This is a genomic window from Neisseria mucosa, from assembly GCF_013267835.1.
Classification (GTDB): Bacteria; Pseudomonadota; Gammaproteobacteria; order Burkholderiales; family Neisseriaceae; genus Neisseria.
In genome coordinates, this window is the sequence record NZ_CP053939.1 from 1,924,408 (window position 1) to 1,942,553 (window position 18,146).

The following is an 18,146-nucleotide window of genomic DNA, read 5'->3' on the forward strand; positions in this document are numbered from 1 at the left end:
TTAAATATCATTAATGTGAAAATTTATTTTGCCTCTATTTCAAAGTAAGTGTCCATAAAATTACGGAAATGTAGGGCATAGTTTTTATCCGCATTATTACTGCTTGAATCGTTAATGCAGAAGGAGTGGGGCATATGAAGGTATTTTTTCTTGAATAACAATTTCTTATATTGAGTCTGGGCGTGTGAACTGCGTATATTGAAATAGTAGCAAATTTCACGTTTCGGTGTGGCATATCCGTCAAGGTACATCAACCAAGGTACTAAAAAACTGGCCATATTGAGTTCAGAATTATAGCGTACCTTGTTATTTAGAAAAGAATTTATTTCATCTTCAAATAATGACCATGCTTTTTGAAAGGATGTTTTCCGTAGTGGAACGTAAGTATGTACCAACGGTGTATTGATATTAATTGTCGGATAATGTCTTTTTAAGAGCTTTAATGCGTGTTCTGATGCGGTCAATGTCGGTGTGATTAGACCCCGTTGACGCATTTTTTGAAAACTTTTATTGGCAACAAATAGGGAAGCCAAGCCATTATTTTCAAAAAAGTGGTTAGGCGTCAGTGGTCTTGCAACAAAAACATCATCATTGAAATAAATAAAATGTTCACTTAAATCTGGAATTTTATATAAGTTTGCTTCAATAACGTGGGAATTGAACGTTGGTAAGTATTTGGCATCAATAATTTGCGAATGATTGATTAATTTAATTTTAGAATGGGTGTTTTCATCTAACCATTTGGGTTTTTGATCCGCCGTTACAATAAAAATATTGCGGACCCACGGCATAAACTTCTGTACGGCCTGTACTGAATAAAAAAGTTCATTATGGTTGGAAAAGCGGGCAGGGTCGGTCGCATACAGGCCGATATCTTCCTGATCAATGGGTTGCAGGGTACGGTAATACTGTTCTTGCCATGCTTTATCGGTATTGTCGACCCAAGTAAAAACAACATCGATGGGAAAGTTTGGCAAAACGTTTTCTGTGAGTGATGCAAGATTGGCATCTGCATTGATCAGAGTGAATTCTTCAGTTTCAGGAATAGGCTGTTCTACATTATAAGGAGGAAAGCGTTTATTTAGAAAATCCCTAAAGAAAATATGGGGCTCTCTAAAAAATTTTCTAATTTTATTTAAATTCATTTGAAACTTTCTAATACTACAAAATAGAAACAGTTGATTCTGTTATGTTTTGAAGTTATCCAAACGTGACTGCTTCGGCCAATACTTTGCCTGCCAAGTCTTTAGGCGACAGGTTCGGCTCGCCTTGCAACGGCCAGTCGATACCGACGGTCGGATCATTCCAAATCAGCGAATGTTCGGCTTTGGGGTTGTAATAGTCTGTGCATTTATAGACGAACTCGGCTTCATCGCTCAGTACATAGAAGCCGTGCGCGAAACCTTCGGGTACCCACAGTTGGCGTTTGTTTTCTGCGGACAAGATCTCGCCTACCCATTTGCCGAACGTGGGGGAGTCTTTACGCATATCGACGGCTACGTCGAATACTTCGCCGACAACCACGCGCACGAGTTTGCCTTGTGTGTTTTCAGTTTGATAGTGCAGGCCGCGCAATACGCCTTTGCTGGATTTGGAGTGGTTTTCCTGCACGAAGGTGCGTTCGCAGACTTGGGTTTTGAACCACTCGTCGCGGAAGGTTTCCATAAAAAAGCCGCGCGCATCGCCGAAGACTTGCGGCTCAAGCAGTTTTACGTCAGGAATGGCGGTATCAATGATGTTCATCGTTTTATCTTTCATCTAAAGGCCGTCTGAAAAGTTTCAGACGGCCTCAAACATTATTTTTTTAACAGACGCAGCAAATATTGGCCGTATTGGTTTTTCGCCATCGGGCGCGCCAGCTCTTCCAGTTTTTCATCGGAAAGCCAACCGTTGCGCCAAGCGATTTCTTCCAGGCAGGCGATTTGCAGGTCTTGGATGTTTTGCACGGTTTGGACGAATGAGGCGGCTTCGTGCAGGCTCTCGTGGGTGCCGGTGTCCAACCATGCGAAACCGCGTCCCAAAAGTTGCACCGACAATGAACCGTCTTCCAAATACATTTGGTTGAGGTCGGAAATTTCCAATTCGCCGCGGGCAGACGGTTTGATTTGTTTGGCGAACTCGACGACGCGTTGGTCGTAGAAGTACAAGCCGGTTACCGCCCAATCGGATTTGGGCTGTTGCGGTTTCTCTTCGATAGACAGGGCGTTGAAGTTTTCGTCAAATTCGACTACGCCGAAACGCTCGGGATCTTTGACCTGATAACCGAATACGGTTGCGCCGTGGATCTTGGCGGCGGCCTGTTTCAATGTTTGCGTAAACGATTGGCCGTAGAAAATATTGTCGCCCAAAACCAAGCAGACGTTGTCGTTGCCGATAAATTCTTCGCCGATGATAAATGCCTGTGCCAAGCCGTCCGGACTGGGTTGCACGGCATAGCTGATGGAAATACCGAAATCGCTGCCGTCGCCGAGCAGGCGTTTGAAAGAGGCATTGTCTTCAGGCGTGGTAATGACCAAAATATCGCGGATTCCTGCCAGCATCAATACGGACAGGGGATAATAAATCATGGGCTTGTCGTACACGGGCAGCAGTTGTTTGGATACGCCGCGCGTGATGGGGTAGAGGCGTGTGCCGCTGCCGCCGGCAAGGATGATGCCTTTCATGGGTTCTCTCCTGAGTAGTGTGTGTTTGCATGATTTTCAGACGGCCTAATATGTGAACAGGCCGTCTGAAAACTTATTTCCCGGTGCCTAAACGCTCTAAACGATAGCTGCCGTTCAATACGTTTTGCCACCAGGTTTTGTTGTCCAAATACCATTGCACTGTTTTGCGGATGCCGGATTCGAATGTTTCCTGCGGTTTCCAGCCCAGCTCCCTGGCGATTTTGGCAGCGTCAATGGCGTAGCGCACGTCATGGCCGGGGCGGTCTTGCACGAAGGTAATTAAATCTTCATAACGCGCCACGCCGGCCGGTTTTTCGGGAACGAGTTCTTCCAGCAGGGCGCAGATGGTTTTGACGACTTCAATATTGGCTTTTTCATTGTGGCCGCCGATATTGTAGGTTTCGCCGACAACGCCTTCGGTAACAACCTGATACAGAGCGCGCGCGTGGTCTTCGACAAACAGCCAGTCGCGGATTTGCATACCGTCGCCGTAAACGGGCAGCGGTTTGCCGTCAAGCGCGTTCAGAATCATCAAAGGAATGAGTTTTTCCGGGAAGTGGTACGGGCCGTAGTTGTTAGAGCAGTTGGTTACGATGGTCGGCAAACCGTATGTACGCAACCATGCGCGAACGAGGTGGTCACTGGACGCTTTAGAAGCAGAGTAGGGGCTGGACGGCGCGTAGGGCGTGGTTTCGGTAAACAAATCGTCCGTGCCGTGCAAATCGCCATAGACTTCATCGGTAGAAATATGGTGGAAGCGGAAGGCTTCGCGCTTTTCAGACGGCATTTGTTGCCAATAGGCGCGTGCCGCTTCAAGCAGGTTGAATGTGCCGACGATATTGGTTTGGATAAACTCGCCTGCCGAATCGATAGAGCGGTCGACATGGCTTTCCGCTGCCAAGTGCATCACGGCATCAGGCTGGTGTTGTGCGAATACGCGGTCAAGTTCGGCGCGGTTGCAAATATCCACTTGCTCAAAAGCATAGCGAGGATTATCGGCTACCTCGGTCAAAGATTCCAAATTGCCGGCATAAGTCAGCTTATCGACATTGACGACAGAGTCTTGGGTGTTTTGGATAATATGACGGACAACGGCAGAACCGATAAAGCCCGCGCCGCCGGTAACAAGGATTTTTTTCATAAGTTTCAGAGGATAGTCAAAATAATATAAACGGATTATAGCAGACAGAAAGTGTGTTTTTCAGATAAAGAGGCCGTCTGAAAACATCTCTTTCAGACGGCCTGTATCAGGTCAACTTAATCGTCGTAGCCATTTGGGTTGTTGCTGACCCAACGCCATGAGTCTTCCATCATCTGTGCCAAATCGCGCTTGGTTTCCCAACCAGTCTGCGCTTTGGTGTAGGCAGGGTCGGCGTAGAAACAGGCCAAATCGCCATCACGACGCGGTTTGATTTGGAACGGAATGGTCAAGCCGGAGGCCGCCTCAAAGGCACGGATGATTTCCAATACCGAATAAGCACGTCCCGAACCCAAATTAAACAGGTGTACGCCCGAAACATCGCTTTTCGCCTGCATCGCCGCCACATGGCCTTCCGCCAAGTCCATTACATGGATGTAGTCGCGCATACCCGTACCGTCTGGGGTAGGGTAGTCATCGCCGAAAACCGACAATTGTGGCAGCTTGCCTGAAGCCACTTGGCAGATATAAGGCAGCAGATTGTTTGGGATACCGTTTGGCTGCTCGCCGATCAAACCGCTTTCATGCGCACCGATAGGGTTGAAATAGCGCAACAAAATCACGCTCCAGCGCGGATCGGCCTTTTGGATATCCGTCAAAATGCGCTCTACCATAGACTTAGACGTACCGTAAGGGCTGGTCGTATCCCCCGGTTGCATATCTTCCGTATAAGGCACTTTGCCCGGATCGCCGTAAACCGTAGCAGATGAGCTGAACACAATCTTAAATACGCCGGCACGCGCCATTTCTTCAGCCAAAACCAAGCTGCCCGACACATTGTTGTCATAATATTTCATTGGTTCGGCCACGCTTTCACCGACTGCCTTCAAGCCGGCAAAATGGATGACGGCATCAATATCGTGTTCTGCAAAGATTTGACGCAACACTTCACGATCACGGATATCCCCTTGGTAAAAAGGCACAGACTTGCCGGTAATCTTTTCCAAGCGCGGGAGGATGTTGGCAGACGAATTGCACAAATTGTCCAAAATCACGGCATTAAAGCCTGATTTCAACAGGGAAACAACGGTATGGGAGCCGATAAAACCGGTACCGCCGGTGATAAGAATAGTCATTAGTTTTCCTTAATTAAAATTGTGTTTGGAAGTCGTGAAACCGGTTGGCTGAAAATACAAACACGCTTTCAGATGGCCTGGTGTAAGTGTTGTCAACGAGGGATTGCTTTATTTGGATATTGTATATTTAGTTACCTGAAAAGTAAAAAAATATGGGATAATCACAGTGTTATGCACAGGGTGCAAAGCGTTATCATTTCAATTTAAATAAAAGGATCTTACCATGTCAGTATCTAACGAAGTTTTGGCGTTGATTTCACAAGTTGCACAAAAACAAGTGTCAGCAAATGAAGAATTGTTGTCTACAGGACTTATTGATTCTGTGAGCGCAATGGATTTGGTTATGGCCATCAAACAAAAATTTGATGTTGATTTGCCGTTTGAGCAACTGGTTGATATTTTGGCAAACTCAGCCAATATCATTCAATATGTTGAAAATAATTACAAAGGCTAAATCATGAAACAAATAAATGAATTCCAAAATCTTGATGATTTTTTGGAATACCGTTTCAGTCAAACTTCGGGAAAAGCGTTAGTTAATGATACTCAGGAATGTTCTTGGGAAGAGTTGCGCGTAAAAATAGCCACATTTATCGAGGCTTACAAAAGCATAGCAGATATTACCAAAAACATTCCTTTGGTGTTGCACGGCCATAAAGAAATTGATTTTGCAGTGGCAATTTATGCCTGCTTATTAAACAAAATCCCTTTTATTCCGGTGGATAGTATTTATCCTGAAAGCCGTCTGAACAATATCTGCCAACTGTCGAAAGCACGCTTTGTGTACCGTTCGGCAACGCAAACTTTTGAAAAGCAGACTGATGAAGAAGTAGAGCTGGCTGAAAAAGATTTGGCTTACATCATGTTTACTTCAGGAACAACCGGCGCACCTAAGGGTGTGCAAATCGGTCGTGAAGCTGTATTCAACCTGATGAAATGGATGAAAGAGCAGCTTAATTTAGCCGCACCTAATGTGTTTATGAATCAGGCTCCGTTTGCGTTTGATTTGTCAATGTACGAAATCTTTGGCAACTTGGCTTACGGTGGTTGTATTGTCATGAACAGTCGTGATGCTATTTCTAATCCTGCCACCTGGATTGATTTTTTGGCCAAACAACAAATTACTACTTGGGTTTCCACGCCTTCTTTTGCCATGCAGCAGCTGCTTAACCCTAAATGTAGTCAGGCTACTTTACCGAGTTTGAAAGAATTTTTGTTCTGTGGCGAAAAACTTGGCAAACCGGTAGTAAATATGATTTTTCAAAAATTTCCCGGTGTCCGTGTTATCAATACCTATGGTCCGACTGAAGCTACTGTAGCAACAACTTACGTTGATATTACACCTGATATGCTGGCGGCAGAAGAAGAGTTGCCTGTAGGCGTTGCCGTGCTTAATTCCAAATTAGAGATTGTTGACGAAGAGATTTGGATTAGCGGTAACCATGTGATGCGTGGCTATCTGAACAACGAAACTGAAAATGCTAAACGCTTGGTCGTACACAGTGCAGATAACCGGACTTATAAAACAGGTGACTACGGTTTTGAAAAAAATGGATTGTTCTATGTACAAGGCCGTAAAGACGAGCAGATTAAGCTCAATGGCTACCGTATCGAACTTTCAGAAATTGAAGAAAAAATCCTTAACCTTAAGGAATTTGCCTTTGATAATGTGGCAGTAGTGGCTTTGAAACGCAACACAGGCGCAGTATTGCGTTTGGTGTGTTTCTATACAGCCAAGCAAAGTGCAGATACTCAGGCGATCAAAGACGCATTAGTACAAAATTTACCGTCTTATATGATGCCGTCTGAATTTATTCACATTGATGAAATTCCAGTCAGTACCAACCACAAAACCGACAAAAAAGCATTGTTGGAAAAATATCAACAGGGTTTATAAAATGGATTTATATAAAATTCAGCAAAACATCTTACGAAAAGCCAAGATTGATCCTCAAAAGGTTAACGCTTGGATTTATAACAATCAAAGTATAGTGTTCGATTTTCTGTTGAACGACTATTTTGTCAGCGTCAGTTATACGGCAGTAGGACAAACCTTTAACTTTATTGAGCGTAATAAGAGCAAGGTTTCTAAGATTTCCGGCTTCCATAAATTTCTGAAATATATTTCAGAAATTTATGGAAGTTACCCACAATCGGTTAATCAAGAAAAGACAGTATTGTCTTTTAAATTTGCTGAAGCCGATTGGGCAAAAATCGAGGATAAATTTAGTGAGATTTTAGAAGTTACTTCCATTTATCTTGGCAGCGAACTGTGCTACATCCTGAATGTTGAAAAAAATAAAGGCATTAATTTAGCCGAGTATTTGGATAAGCCGGAAGTTGAATACATTGGTGTTAAAGGCGACAGTAATGAGTTTTTCCTAAGCTATGCTCGGAATCATGGTCTAAGTGATTATGTTTATGAGCTAAATAATAGAGGCTTTTTAGCTGTTGAACACAAAATGGGTGTAAGTGTGTTCCGTCGTGTGAACAAGCACAGTTATAAAGATCTTTTGGCTTATTTCCCAGACTCTTTCCATGAGTTGGAGAATGTCATTTATACTGTTGAAGCACCGAAAGTATTGAGTGCCAACAAGAAAAACCTATTGGTGTTGTTCTCTTATACCAATAAGAGCAATGAGAATATGGTTGACCGTTATTATAGCCACCCATTTCCATTTATCAGCAACAGCATTATGCCAAATACTTATATCATCCGTATGGCTGATGTATCGGACGCGTTTGGCAGTCACGGGTTGAATACAAAGTTTGATGAAAATATCGAAGACAATATCCAGCGTTTCATTAAGAGCCTGATGAGTATTTATGGCGTAGATAAGAAAAACGTAGTCATTTGTGGTGCATCATCAGGCGGTACAGGGGCGGTATATCACGGCTTAATTGGCGGGTACAAAACCTTTGCAATCGACCCATTTTTGGGCAACCATAAATACTATGGTGGCAAAGATCCATTGTATCTGCACTCTATCCGTACGCCGATTTTGGAGACTTTCAAAAAGCTACCAGATGTAATTGATCATAACCTTGAAAATCAAGTAGTCATTTCATCGGCTAAAGTATCAGAGTTTTATCCGGATATTAAAGAGCTGAAAGAAGCATTGCCTACAGTTGTATTATGCGAGTTTGACTTTGAAAAAATTCAAAAGCACATAGATTTTTCAGGCAATACAGTATTCTTGTCCAATACCATTATCAATAATTTGCTGTTGGACATCCATATTACTGATTCGGACATTAATCTGAACTAAATGCGAAGTAAATAGACAGTAAGTTTAAAATTTACTGTCTATTTTTTTAATATTTGAACCATATTTATCATGTTTGGGGAATGTAATGGTAGATAAAACGACTGAAGAATTTCAGCAAGAAATTCTTAAAAATATCAAATTAAAAAATACGTCTGTTGATATTTATTATCAGCAGAATGTGTACTGCAATTTCAAATCTGACCGTGAAACACCATTTTCTGTCAGTTTAAATTTAGTTTGGCAAAAGATTTTCCTGTTTTATCGTAATAAAAGTGAGATAGATAATATCGGAGAAATGTTTCCAAACTTCAGTTTATCTAAGCAGGATGGGGATAATGTATACATTTATGATGTCAGTGCTTTGGATTTTGCCCAAACCTGTGCGGTCTTTATCAAATTGGCCGAACGTGCGGAACAATATTTTTCTGAACGGCCAGTAGTTAACAGCCGCAAAAAAGAAGTGATGTCAGGTAATTATATCGACACCTCTGGAAATAAAATTACTGCACCTGATAATCTGCGAAACTGTCATTTCCAATTTCTAGGAGGAGGTGGGAATGAAGTTGTTATCCACCCTAATGCAAACTTGCGTAATGTATTTTTAGAATTTTTAGGCAAGGACAGCAAAGTCTATATTGGAGAAAATGTTTCTATGCAAGGCCAATGGTGTTTGGGAGTAGGCTGTACGATTAACATCGGTAGTAAAACTACCAGTACCAATCCGGTTTATATTACTGTTGCCGAACATACAACCTTGTCCATTGGTGAAGATTGTATGTTTGCCACTAATAATCAAATCCGTACTGATGATGCACACCCAATTTATGATGTTCATACTGGAAAACGTTTAAATGTTTCTAAAGACGTTACTATTGGAGACAGAGTGTGGGTAGCCTATGGCGCAACAATTTGGGGTGGCACAAAGATTGGTAGCGGTAGTATTGTTGGTGCATTTTCGGTAGTGAAAAAACATTTTCCTAATAACTGCGTTATTGCAGGCGTGCCGGCTAAAGTCATACGCAAAGATGTATTTTGGGAACGCAATAATGTTTTATATACAGATATAGATGAAGGTAAGGATTTGGCAGAAATGAATCATGTCACCTATATCAATTCAACAGTAGAACTTGATTAGTGCATCTAACAGTAAAGGCCGTCTGAAAACATAAAAGTTTTCAGACGGCCTTTTTTAAGATAAGACAAAGGTTATTCTAAACAAGCCAATTGTTTTTTCAGACACTCAGCCTGTAATGCCTTGTCACCTTTAGCTTCGGCTATTTCAGCTGCCAGTTTCCAATATGCTGCTGTGTCTTGTAGAGAGAGACTGTCAAAATAACGTTGTGCTGCCTGATGGTTTTTCAGACGGCATAAAGCAGTTGTATAAAGATACATCGTTTCCGGTGAGGCTTGTGCAAAATCAGCCAATATTTTGGTGACAGACTCCCAATCTTGGTTTTGGGCAAGTTTTTCAGCTTCATACAAGGCCAAAGACGGATTCTCGGGATATTTTTGGCGCAGTTGAGCCAATAGATATCTTTCGCCGTCAGTGTTACCGGCAGCGTACATTTTTTTCAGATAATCGACTGTTAAATCTTCAGGAATTAAGAGCAGATTTTCTTCAAAGGCACGGTTAAGCTGGGTAAATAGTTTTTCAGAATCACCGCGTAATTTTGCCAGTCTTGCAATGGCGATACGGCAACTTGGATCATTTTGAGTATGTTTTTCAAAAGCAACCAAATACTGATGCGCGCCTTGTAAGTTACCAAGTTTCATGCAGAGGTAAGAAGCCAACAGCTCGGGTTTGAGATAGCCTTTTTGGCGATCGTCCAAGCTATCAATATACGTTTTCAGTAAAGCCAATGCTACAAAATAATTCTGCTCCGATAGCTTTTGTGCTACGGTCAACAAAGGTTGATATGAGTCGGGTAAGTCTGTACCTATCCGGGCAAACAGTTTTTCAGACGACCTTTTTGCTTGGTGAAACGAGGCTGCAAGTAATGCGACAAGTAAATCATTTTGCGTTCCTATATGCTCGTTTTCAGCAAAAAATTCCGCCCCTTTAACAGCATTACCGATATATAAGTCCATTTTCGCATGCCAGTAACCTGCGGTATCGGGATAATCAGGTAACAGGTTTTGCAAAGTATCAAACTGGTTGCTCTCAAATAAAGCGTTCAGATAACGATGGCGATAATCAGCTGTTTCTTCCGCATTCAGACGGCCTGTATCAAGCAGAGTTTGGATACGGGTTGCTGCCAAGTCCCATGCATGATGATTCTCTGCTTGGGTAATCATATTCTGAATAATAGGCAGATTATCTGTAGTGTCAGGTTGGTCAAGTGCTGTAATAGACTGATAGACACGCTCACAATTATTCGAATCCCTAAATTGGAATGTCTTATCAATGCGTGTTTGATACAAATCTGGTACTTTAGCTTGGTTTTCTACTAGATCTTTTAATGCTGCCAGAAGTTCTGTTTCATTATAAGCAACTGCACCAAAACCATCTCGGTTATAGTCAAAATAACCTTTTTGATAGGTGTGATTTCCACTGGAGAATACTTCATCATAATCAAATTGATAATACAAAATAGCTTTATTCAAGTAGGCTACATCAAATGCAACAGATGAGTAGTCTGTAATCAAGATGCTAGTATTTTGGAAGACGGATTGGATGTTACCTTCTGAATAGCTATAGATTTTAATAAAGTCAGGCACAGTGAACTCATCCATGTATTCCTGAATACTTGGATGTGGTGCAAAGACGATTTGATAACCTTGATCATTCAGTTCTTTTAATATGGCGTGATTCATGAAACCATGCCAATGTTTGGCATAGTTAGTTTTCATGAAGTTAGGGTTTCTTGTTCGTTCTGTACCTGAAATATATGTGCCTACAATGGAGCTACGCCATGTTGGCATAATTAAAATCTGTTTAGATTCAGTATTGTTATTGATGAGTAAACGGTCATAACGAGGGAAACCTGTCAGTTTAACTTCTTTTTTACCAAATTTATAAGCAGTCGTGTTGTCCACAATAGAATGGTATTCTGGATTTGTCGCTGTAACGAAACAAGCAATTTTTTTGGTATTTAACCAACCTGATAAATCATCTTTCGTAATGCCATGTTGTAAAAAGACGTAGTCTTTATCTAATAGGGAATCATCTTTGAAATAATGTGTGATATATCCATCAACATGACTACTGATGATTTTTTCGCAGTCTTTTAATTTACTCTCAAATGCAGATGAGCCAAATTCAAGCAAATTAAACCCATCTTGTTCGAGCCTTTTCCAATCAGAGGAGGTTTTTTTCAGGGCAAAATAAATATCTTGTTCTGGATGATTTTCACTAATATAACGATATAAGTGTTCTGCATTATCATCGGCCTGATTGTCCCTATCCATTAAAATCCAGGCATTCGATTTAACCGTGGATTTTTGTTTGAATGAAGTGAATACTGTTTCGATTGGTAGTTTGTCAAATTGTTTTCCTGAGAATGTTAATTTGGCTCTTTTACCGGCTAGAAAAAGTTCTAAATCGCCCATGTCGTGACAAGGAAGCCATGTTCGGTATTCTTTAGTGTATAAACTGCCTAGAAAGTCATAGACAACTTCTTTTTGGTATTTAGGGAATATTTCCTTACCATTGATTACCCATTGTTCAACAATTGGAAAATTTGAAAAATATTTCACCAAAATCTGTTTCTTTTTCAAATCAAAATCTTCAATATAGGCAATTTGATTCTTAGGTGCCGTATTTTTAAATAAACCGAGCAGAGCTACTTTTTGGAAAAACCATGTCCCTGCTAAATTAAAGCGAAGAATTGTTGCTTCATCAATATATGAAAACATTTCATGTAATAAGGCAACGAAATGTTTTTTTTGCTCTTCACTTAGGTGTGACAATGCTGCAGGTTTGTTTACGATACGACCAAAATACCAGATGATATGGTATAGGACGATTCTTTGAATATGCTCAGGGACTTTTCCAAATTTCATTTTGGCTGTTTTCAAAATTTCAATACAGCCTTTTTCAATTACCCTAGAAAATAGTAATGGATTGTTCCATGCTCCATCTAACGTGGACGAACCATCAGAACGTTTTCGATAAAAATAACTGATTTTTGACAGAAAAGCAGCATTAGTTGAGGCATCAGTATTTAGAATATAATCGGTAACAAATTTTGCATCTTCAAAGCTAGGTTTCATTGCCTCATCAAAATAAATATGTGCATTACGGATATTATCAATTTTGAAAAAAGCAGTACTTGCAGATAATTGTAGGTGATCTTTTAGATTAGATAATGGAAGGACAACATCCCCTTTAGCAAAACGATATTTTAAGGGGTGTGTATCTTTCACCATGTCTTTATCTTCAAAGTAGAAGACTAATGGGCAACCTACTATGCTAATGTTGGCATTATTACTTAAGAAGTTATCTGTTTTGTAGAAGTAATCAGAAGAAACAAAATCATCTGGATCTATGAATGTTACCCATTCGGTTTTTACATGTTGCAAACCCAGATTGCGAGCCGAGGCCTGGCCGCCATTTTCTTTGTAAAAATAATGGATATTTTGGGGAAACTTGGCTTGCCATCGTTTGATGATTTCTGCCGAATGGTCGGTTGACCCATCATCTACTAGAATGATTTGAATGTGTTTTTTGAAATTCAAGCTTTGTTTGACGATACTGTCAAAGTATTCATCAAGGTATTTTTCGACGTTATAAACGGCTGAAACGATTGTAAATTGATTATTACCTTCGTATTTTAAGGGAAGGTATTTTTTGAGTTTCATTACGCGTTTGGCGTACATGTCGCGGAAAAAGAGTTTAGGGTCTCGTAAGAGCTTCCGAAATTTTTTATTGTTCATTTTTTTGACCTTTTATTTTTATTTGGTTTTGAAGTAATTTTCCAGCATTTGAATCAGTTTGTCCTGGTAGTTTTCAATCTGTTGCTGGCTGTGAAAATCGTTGGCACAAAAAGAGTGTGGCTGCCACCCATTTTTTTTATTTTCCAAGAGCTTGATATATTGGGCAGGCGCTTTGTTGGAGCGGATATTAAAATAATAACATATTTCATTACCTACTGTAGATTTCCTGTTTAAAAACATCAGCCAAGGTACGAGGAAGGTGGCAAGGTTGAGATCGTGGTTAGAACGGAAACGGTTGGATAAAAAGGCTTCAATCTCAGTACGGTAGTGCTGCCAAGCAAATTGAAAGCTGCTTTTATGCAGTGGGATATAGGTGTGTACTAACGGACGGTCGATATGGCAGTCGTAGTGCTGTTGTAATAGTGTGATACAGTTTTTTGAGGCGGAAAGAGTTGGTGTGTCGGTTCCTCTTTCGGACATTTGTTTTAGGCTTTTGTCTGCAATAAAAAGTGAAGCAATGCCGTTGGCGTGAAAAAAATGTTCCTTCGGTAATGGTCGGGCAACAAATACATCATCGTTAAAATAGATGAAGTGTTCATTTAGATTGGGAATGTTGTGCAGGTGTGCTTCGATTACATGCGAATTGAAGGTGGGCAGGTATTGCGGGTCAATGATTTGACTGTGATCTATTATGCTGACATTGGGATAGTCGGCAGGATTGAGCCAGTCGGGGCGTTGGTTGTCGGTAATGATGTAGATATGGTTGACCCACGGCAGGAAGGTACGCACGCTGTGAAGTGAATAGTAAAGTTCGTTGTGGTTGCTGAAACGGGCTTCGTCATTATTGTGGAGTGCGTTTTGTTCGGCAGTAGGGCTATGTTGGCGGCGGCGTTGCTGCCATTTGGGATCTTGGTTATTTACCCATGTGAAAACGACATCAACTTTAATAGGGGGAAGATTGATACTATTTTCAAGTTCGGCTAAATACAGGGTGTTGTCGATAATGACCGGTTCGTCAGACTCTGTTGTACGCTGTTCGGCATTGCGGACAGGGTATCTTTTATTGAGATAGTCGCGGAAGAATACACCTGGTTGTCGAATCAGTTTTTTAAGTTTTCTCATGACGGTATTCGCTGTAATGTGATGTTTTTTGATACTTATGTCAGGTTTTCAGACGGCCTAATATTTCATCAGGTGTTATAATGGTCGTGCTTAATTAAAAGTATAGTGAGATTTAATCAATGTTGAAAGCAGAATGTCTTACCCGCAGGGGCATGTTATTGTTGTGTGTCAGCCTGTTGGCCGCATGCTCTTCTCTTCCTAATTCCGGCCCAAGTACACGAAATGTTGTTGCTTTGGGGCAACAGCCGGCTACAGCCGAAGTGCCGGAGGTGGAATTGATTGATGTGAATGGCGCGGTGGCTCAGTCACTATATCAAGCGCAAGTTAATCAGTCATTTGCTCAGTTGGGCGATGGTACATCATCAATAGGAGCTATCAATATAGGCGATGTACTGGATATTACGATTTGGGAAGCTCCTCCGGCTGTGTTGTTCGGTGGGGCTTTGTCGTCTACCGGTTCGGGTAATGCGCAGCAAACGAAGCTGCCTGAACAGATGGTCAGCTCTTCAGGTACGATTTCTGTGCCGTTTATCGGCGATGTGTCTGTCCTCGGTAAAACACCGGTTCAGGTGCAAAATATTATCAAAGGCCGTCTGAAAAAAATGGCGAACCAGCCGCAGGTAATGGTGCGTATGGTGCAAAATAATGCGGCGAATGTATCGGTTATCCGCGCGGGTAACAGTGTGCGTATGCCTTTGACGGCTGCAGGCGAGCGCGTGTTGGATGCAGTGGCTGCCGTGGGCGGTTCGACTGCGAATGTTCAGGATACGAACGTACAGCTGACACGTGGCAATGTTGTCAGAACGATTGCTTTGGAAGATTTGGTGGCGCATCCGCGTCAAAATATTTTGTTGCGCCGCGGTGATGTGGTCACAATGATTACTAATCCGAGCACATTTACTTCTATGGGTGCGGTCGGTCATACGCAGCAGATTGGTTTCTCTGTGAAGGGCTTGTCTTTGGCTGAGGCTGTGGGACGTATGGGCGGCTTGCAGGATTATAGTGCAGATGCGCGCGGCGTATTTGTATTCCGTTATGCGCCTTTATCCGAGCTGCCTCCTGAGAAACAATCTAAATGGGTTGAAAAGGGGTATGGCGATCGTGCGGAGATTCCTGTGGTCTACCGTTTGAACCTGGCAGATGCGAATTCTATGTTTTGGATGCAGCGTTTCCCTGTAAAGGATAAGGACGTGGTGTACGTATCGAATGCGCCGATGGCCGAAGTACGCAAGTTCTTGTCATTTGTGTTCTCGCCTGTGGTTAGCGGTGCGAACAGTATTAATAATTTAGTGAACTAATGGGGAAAATAATGTCTGAGCAAGTTTCTGCAAATGTGGATGTGAAACCGGAACAACCGGCTCCCGAAAAGAAAAAGGCCAAAAAGTCTTGGTTGCGTAAGATTAATCCGTTGCTTTGGGTAACGGTTATCGTGCCGACTTTGTGTTCCGGTGTGTATTACGGAATATTTGCTTCCGATCAATTCACATCCCAGTCCAGCTTTGTGGTGCGTTCTCCTAAAAGCCAATCGTCTTTGAACGGCTTGGGCGCTATTTTGCAGGGGTCCGGTTTTTCTCGTGCGCAAGACGATATTTATACCGTGCAGGAATATATGCAGTCGCGTTCAGCTTTGGACGCGTTGCGTAAGAAAATGCCCGTTCGTGATTTTTATGAAAAAGAAGGCGACATCTTCAGCCGTTTTAATGGTTTTGGCCTGCGTGGCGAGGATGAGGCGTTTTATCAATACTACCGCGATAAGGTATCCATCCATTTTGACTCTGTCTCAGGCATTTCCAACTTGAGCGTTACATCGTTTAATGCCGGTGAATCTCAAAAGATCAATAATGCTCTGCTCAAACAGGGTGAGGTATTGATCAACCAGCTGAACGAACGTGCGCGTCAGGATACGATTCGTTATGCTCAAGAAGTGGTTAATTCTGCTGAAGAACAAGTTAAAGAAGCTTCGGCTCAATTGACCAAATTCCGTGTGTCCAACGGTATTTTTGACTTGAAGGCGCAATCTGATGTGCAAATGGGTTTGGTATCCAAATTGCAGGACGAGTTGATTGTCATTCAAACCCAGCTTGACCAGGTAAAAGCCGTTACGCCTGAAAACCCGCAAATTCCGGGTCTGATTGCGCGTGAGAAGAGCTTGCGTAAAGAAATTTCGCAACAAATGAAAGCGATTTCCGGCGGTGGCGAGGGTTCGTTGTCCAATCAGGCGGCGGAATATCAACGCGTGTATTTGGAAAACGAATTGGCTGAGAAACAATTGGCTGCGGCGATGACTTCTTTGGAAAGTGCAAAAGCGGAAGCAGATCGCCAGCAATTGTATTTGGAAGTGATTTCCCAGCCGAACAAACCTGACTTGGCACATGAGCCAAACCGTTTGTACAACATCGTGGCAACGTTTGTCATCGGTTTGATTGTCTATGGCATTGCCGTGTTGCTGTCTGCAAGTATCCGTGAGCATAAAAACTGATGAAAGAGCTACATAAAACATCGTTTTTGGAGTCGCTGCTTATCCAAAAAAGGGTAATCGGCGCACTCTTAATGCGTGAAATTATTACTCGCTACGGTCGTAATAACATTGGTTTTTTGTGGTTGTTTGTCGAACCTTTGCTGCTGACTTTGGTTATGGTGTTGATGTGGAAATTTTTCCGCATGCACAACGTGTCAGCTTTGAATATCGTGGCATTCACGCTGACAGGCTATCCGATGATGATGATGTGGCGTAATGCTTCTAATCGTTCTATCGGTTCGATTTCGGCCAATACAAGCTTGCTGTATCACCGAAATGTACGCGTTTTGGATACCATTTTTGCGCGTATGTTGTTGGAGATTGCCGGCGCCACCATTGCGCAGGTCGTGATTATGTTCGCATTGGTCATCATCGGTTGGATTGATGTACCGGCAGATATTTTCTATATGTTGTTGGCTTGGCTTTTGATGGCAATGTTTGCCGTTGGATTGGGGCTGGTCATCTGTTCGGTGGCGTTTCACTTTGAGCCGTTTGGTAAGGTTTGGAGTACCATCAGTTTTGTGATGATGCCTTTGTCCGGCGTGTTTTTCTTCGTACACAACCTGCCTCAGCAGTTGCAACATTATGTATTAATGCTTCCGATGGTGCATGGTACAGAAATGTTCCGTGCCGGATATTTTGGCGACAGCGTTACGACTTACGAAAATCCTTGGTATATTTTGTTGTGTAATTTAGTTTTGCTGCTGCTTGGTTTGGCGATGGTGGCGAGATTCAGCAAAGGGGTTGAGCCGCAATGATTTCAGTTGAACACGTTTCCAAACGCTATCTGACCCGCCAAGGTTGGCGGACAGTCTTGCACGATATCAACTTCAAAATGGAGAAGGGCGAGAAAATCGGTATTCTCGGCCGCAACGGTGCAGGTAAATCGACGCTCATCCGTTTGATTAGCGGCGTTGAGCCGCCGACCACGGGCGAAATCAAGCGGACGATGAGTATTTCTTGGCCTTTGGCATTCTCCGGTGCATTTCAAGGCAGTCTGACCGGTATGGACAATTTGCGTTTCATCTGCCGGATTTACAACGTCGACATCGATTATGTGAAGAACTTTACCGAAGAGTTTTCCGAGCTGGGTCAATATCTTTACGAGCCGGTTAAGCGTTATTCTTCAGGTATGAAGGCGCGTTTGGCATTTGCTTTGTCGTTGGCGGTAGAATTTGACTGCTATCTGATTGACGAAGTGATTGCGGTTGGCGACTCGCGCTTTGCCGATAAATGTAAGTACGAGTTGTTTGAAAAGCGCAAAGACCGTTCCATCATTTTGGTATCGCACAGCCACAGCGCCATGAAGCAGTATTGCGATAATGCGATGGTGTTGGAAAAAGGACATATGTACCAGTTTGAAGACATGGACAAAGCCTACGAATATTATAATTCGCTGCCTTAAAGCGATTGTTTTTTAAATCA

Annotated in this window: 15 protein-coding genes; 8 read left to right on the forward strand and 7 right to left on the reverse strand. The window is 42.4% G+C overall.

Features of this window, described 5'->3' with window-relative positions; all coding sequences use genetic code 11:
• Positions 1-23: 23 nt before the first annotated feature.
• The 5 genes from FOC66_RS09195 to galE all read right to left on the reverse strand — a co-directional run bounded on the left by FOC66_RS09195 (position 24) and on the right by galE (position 4,937).
• A complete protein-coding gene (locus FOC66_RS09195) occupies positions 24-1,145 on the reverse strand; it encodes a stealth family protein (protein WP_003747965.1) in 1,122 nt (373 codons plus the stop codon).
• A 55-nt stretch (positions 1,146-1,200) separates the two neighbouring features.
• Positions 1,201-1,743 (reverse strand): dTDP-4-dehydrorhamnose 3,5-epimerase, encoded by a 543-nt coding sequence (gene rfbC, locus FOC66_RS09200; protein WP_036493968.1) that lies wholly within the window; start codon positions 1,741-1,743, stop codon positions 1,201-1,203.
• Positions 1,744-1,796: 53 nt separating this feature from the next.
• Entirely contained in the window at positions 1,797-2,663 is an 867-nt protein-coding gene (gene rfbA / locus FOC66_RS09205; RefSeq protein WP_003747969.1) for a glucose-1-phosphate thymidylyltransferase RfbA, read from the reverse strand.
• Positions 2,664-2,736: 73 nt separating this feature from the next.
• Complete coding sequence (rffG, locus tag FOC66_RS09210) at positions 2,737-3,804, reverse strand: dTDP-glucose 4,6-dehydratase (protein WP_003747970.1); 1,068 nt, start codon at positions 3,802-3,804, stop codon at positions 2,737-2,739.
• Between the two features lie 116 nt (positions 3,805-3,920).
• Entirely contained in the window at positions 3,921-4,937 is a 1,017-nt protein-coding gene (gene galE, locus FOC66_RS09215) for a UDP-glucose 4-epimerase GalE (protein WP_003747972.1), read from the reverse strand.
• 223 nt (positions 4,938-5,160) lie between these two features.
• Here galE and FOC66_RS09220 point away from each other — a divergent pair, with 223 nt between their 5' ends.
• The 4 genes from FOC66_RS09220 (at position 5,161) to FOC66_RS09235 (ending at position 9,341) form a co-directional block, all read left to right on the forward strand.
• On the forward strand, positions 5,161-5,391 hold the full coding sequence (locus FOC66_RS09220) for an acyl carrier protein (protein WP_003747973.1): 231 nt from the start codon (positions 5,161-5,163) through the stop codon (positions 5,389-5,391).
• Positions 5,392-5,394: 3 nt separating this feature from the next.
• A complete protein-coding gene (locus FOC66_RS09225; protein ID WP_003747974.1) occupies positions 5,395-6,834 on the forward strand; it encodes an AMP-binding protein in 1,440 nt (479 codons plus the stop codon).
• A gap of 1 nt (position 6,835) precedes the next feature.
• Positions 6,836-8,206: an XcbB/CpsF family capsular polysaccharide biosynthesis protein gene (locus tag FOC66_RS09230; RefSeq protein ID WP_003747976.1), complete on the forward strand. Its 1,371-nt coding sequence runs from the start codon at positions 6,836-6,838 to the stop codon at positions 8,204-8,206.
• Between the two features lie 85 nt (positions 8,207-8,291).
• Positions 8,292-9,341 carry an acyltransferase gene (locus FOC66_RS09235; RefSeq protein WP_003747978.1) on the forward strand — a complete coding sequence of 350 codons (1,050 nt, stop codon included), beginning with the start codon at positions 8,292-8,294 and terminating at the stop codon, positions 9,339-9,341.
• A gap of 71 nt (positions 9,342-9,412) precedes the next feature.
• On the opposite strand, the gene FOC66_RS09240 is transcribed toward FOC66_RS09235, so the two are convergent.
• Together FOC66_RS09240 and FOC66_RS09245 are read right to left on the reverse strand one after the other, a co-directional pair.
• Positions 9,413-13,081 (reverse strand): CDP-glycerol glycerophosphotransferase family protein, encoded by a 3,669-nt coding sequence (locus FOC66_RS09240; protein WP_003747981.1) that lies wholly within the window; start codon positions 13,079-13,081, stop codon positions 9,413-9,415.
• An 18-nt stretch (positions 13,082-13,099) separates the two neighbouring features.
• Positions 13,100-14,203 carry a stealth family protein gene (locus tag FOC66_RS09245; protein WP_003747983.1) on the reverse strand — a complete coding sequence of 368 codons (1,104 nt, stop codon included), beginning with the start codon at positions 14,201-14,203 and terminating at the stop codon, positions 13,100-13,102.
• A gap of 119 nt (positions 14,204-14,322) precedes the next feature.
• Between FOC66_RS09245 and FOC66_RS09250 the strand changes: the two genes are divergently transcribed.
• The 4 genes from FOC66_RS09250 to FOC66_RS09265 are packed head-to-tail and all read left to right on the forward strand — an operon-like array spanning position 14,323 to position 18,126.
• On the forward strand, positions 14,323-15,501 hold the full coding sequence (locus FOC66_RS09250; protein ID WP_003747985.1) for a polysaccharide biosynthesis/export family protein: 1,179 nt from the start codon (positions 14,323-14,325) through the stop codon (positions 15,499-15,501).
• A gap of 11 nt (positions 15,502-15,512) precedes the next feature.
• Positions 15,513-16,682 carry a capsule polysaccharide transporter gene (locus tag FOC66_RS09255; RefSeq protein ID WP_003747986.1) on the forward strand — a complete coding sequence of 390 codons (1,170 nt, stop codon included), beginning with the start codon at positions 15,513-15,515 and terminating at the stop codon, positions 16,680-16,682.
• Positions 16,682-17,479 (forward strand): ABC transporter permease, encoded by a 798-nt coding sequence (locus FOC66_RS09260; protein ID WP_003747988.1) that lies wholly within the window; start codon positions 16,682-16,684, stop codon positions 17,477-17,479. The genes FOC66_RS09255 and FOC66_RS09260 overlap by 1 nt, the downstream gene beginning before the upstream one ends.
• Positions 17,476-18,126, forward strand: coding sequence for an ABC transporter ATP-binding protein (locus FOC66_RS09265; RefSeq protein WP_003747991.1), 651 nt, complete (start codon positions 17,476-17,478; stop codon positions 18,124-18,126). Before FOC66_RS09260 ends, FOC66_RS09265 begins: the two co-directional genes overlap by 4 nt.
• Positions 18,127-18,146: the final 20 nt, after the last annotated feature.

Excerpts from the sequence above, each read along its gene's own strand:
- FOC66_RS09220 (WP_003747973.1), top strand. The coding sequence starts at position 5,161 with ATGTCAGTATCTAACGAAGTTTTGGCGTTGATTTCACAAGTTGCACAA.
- FOC66_RS09255 (WP_003747986.1), top strand. The coding sequence starts at position 15,513 with ATGTCTGAGCAAGTTTCTGCAAATGTGGATGTGAAACCGGAACAACCG.
- rffG (WP_003747970.1), bottom strand. The coding sequence starts at position 3,804 with ATGAAAAAAATCCTTGTTACCGGCGGCGCGGGCTTTATCGGTTCTGCC.
- rfbA (WP_003747969.1), bottom strand. The coding sequence starts at position 2,663 with ATGAAAGGCATCATCCTTGCCGGCGGCAGCGGCACACGCCTCTACCCC.
- FOC66_RS09240 (WP_003747981.1), bottom strand. The coding sequence starts at position 13,081 with ATGAACAATAAAAAATTTCGGAAGCTCTTACGAGACCCTAAACTCTTT.
- FOC66_RS09195 (WP_003747965.1), bottom strand. The coding sequence starts at position 1,145 with ATGAATTTAAATAAAATTAGAAAATTTTTTAGAGAGCCCCATATTTTC.
- FOC66_RS09225 (WP_003747974.1), top strand. The coding sequence starts at position 5,395 with ATGAAACAAATAAATGAATTCCAAAATCTTGATGATTTTTTGGAATAC.
- FOC66_RS09250 (WP_003747985.1), top strand. The coding sequence starts at position 14,323 with ATGTTGAAAGCAGAATGTCTTACCCGCAGGGGCATGTTATTGTTGTGT.
- rfbC (WP_036493968.1), bottom strand. The coding sequence starts at position 1,743 with ATGAACATCATTGATACCGCCATTCCTGACGTAAAACTGCTTGAGCCG.
- FOC66_RS09260 (WP_003747988.1), top strand. The coding sequence starts at position 16,682 with ATGAAAGAGCTACATAAAACATCGTTTTTGGAGTCGCTGCTTATCCAA.
- FOC66_RS09230 (WP_003747976.1), top strand. The coding sequence starts at position 6,836 with ATGGATTTATATAAAATTCAGCAAAACATCTTACGAAAAGCCAAGATT.
- FOC66_RS09265 (WP_003747991.1), top strand. The coding sequence starts at position 17,476 with ATGATTTCAGTTGAACACGTTTCCAAACGCTATCTGACCCGCCAAGGT.
- FOC66_RS09245 (WP_003747983.1), bottom strand. The coding sequence starts at position 14,203 with ATGAGAAAACTTAAAAAACTGATTCGACAACCAGGTGTATTCTTCCGC.
- galE (WP_003747972.1), bottom strand. The coding sequence starts at position 4,937 with ATGACTATTCTTATCACCGGCGGTACCGGTTTTATCGGCTCCCATACC.
- FOC66_RS09235 (WP_003747978.1), top strand. The coding sequence starts at position 8,292 with ATGGTAGATAAAACGACTGAAGAATTTCAGCAAGAAATTCTTAAAAAT.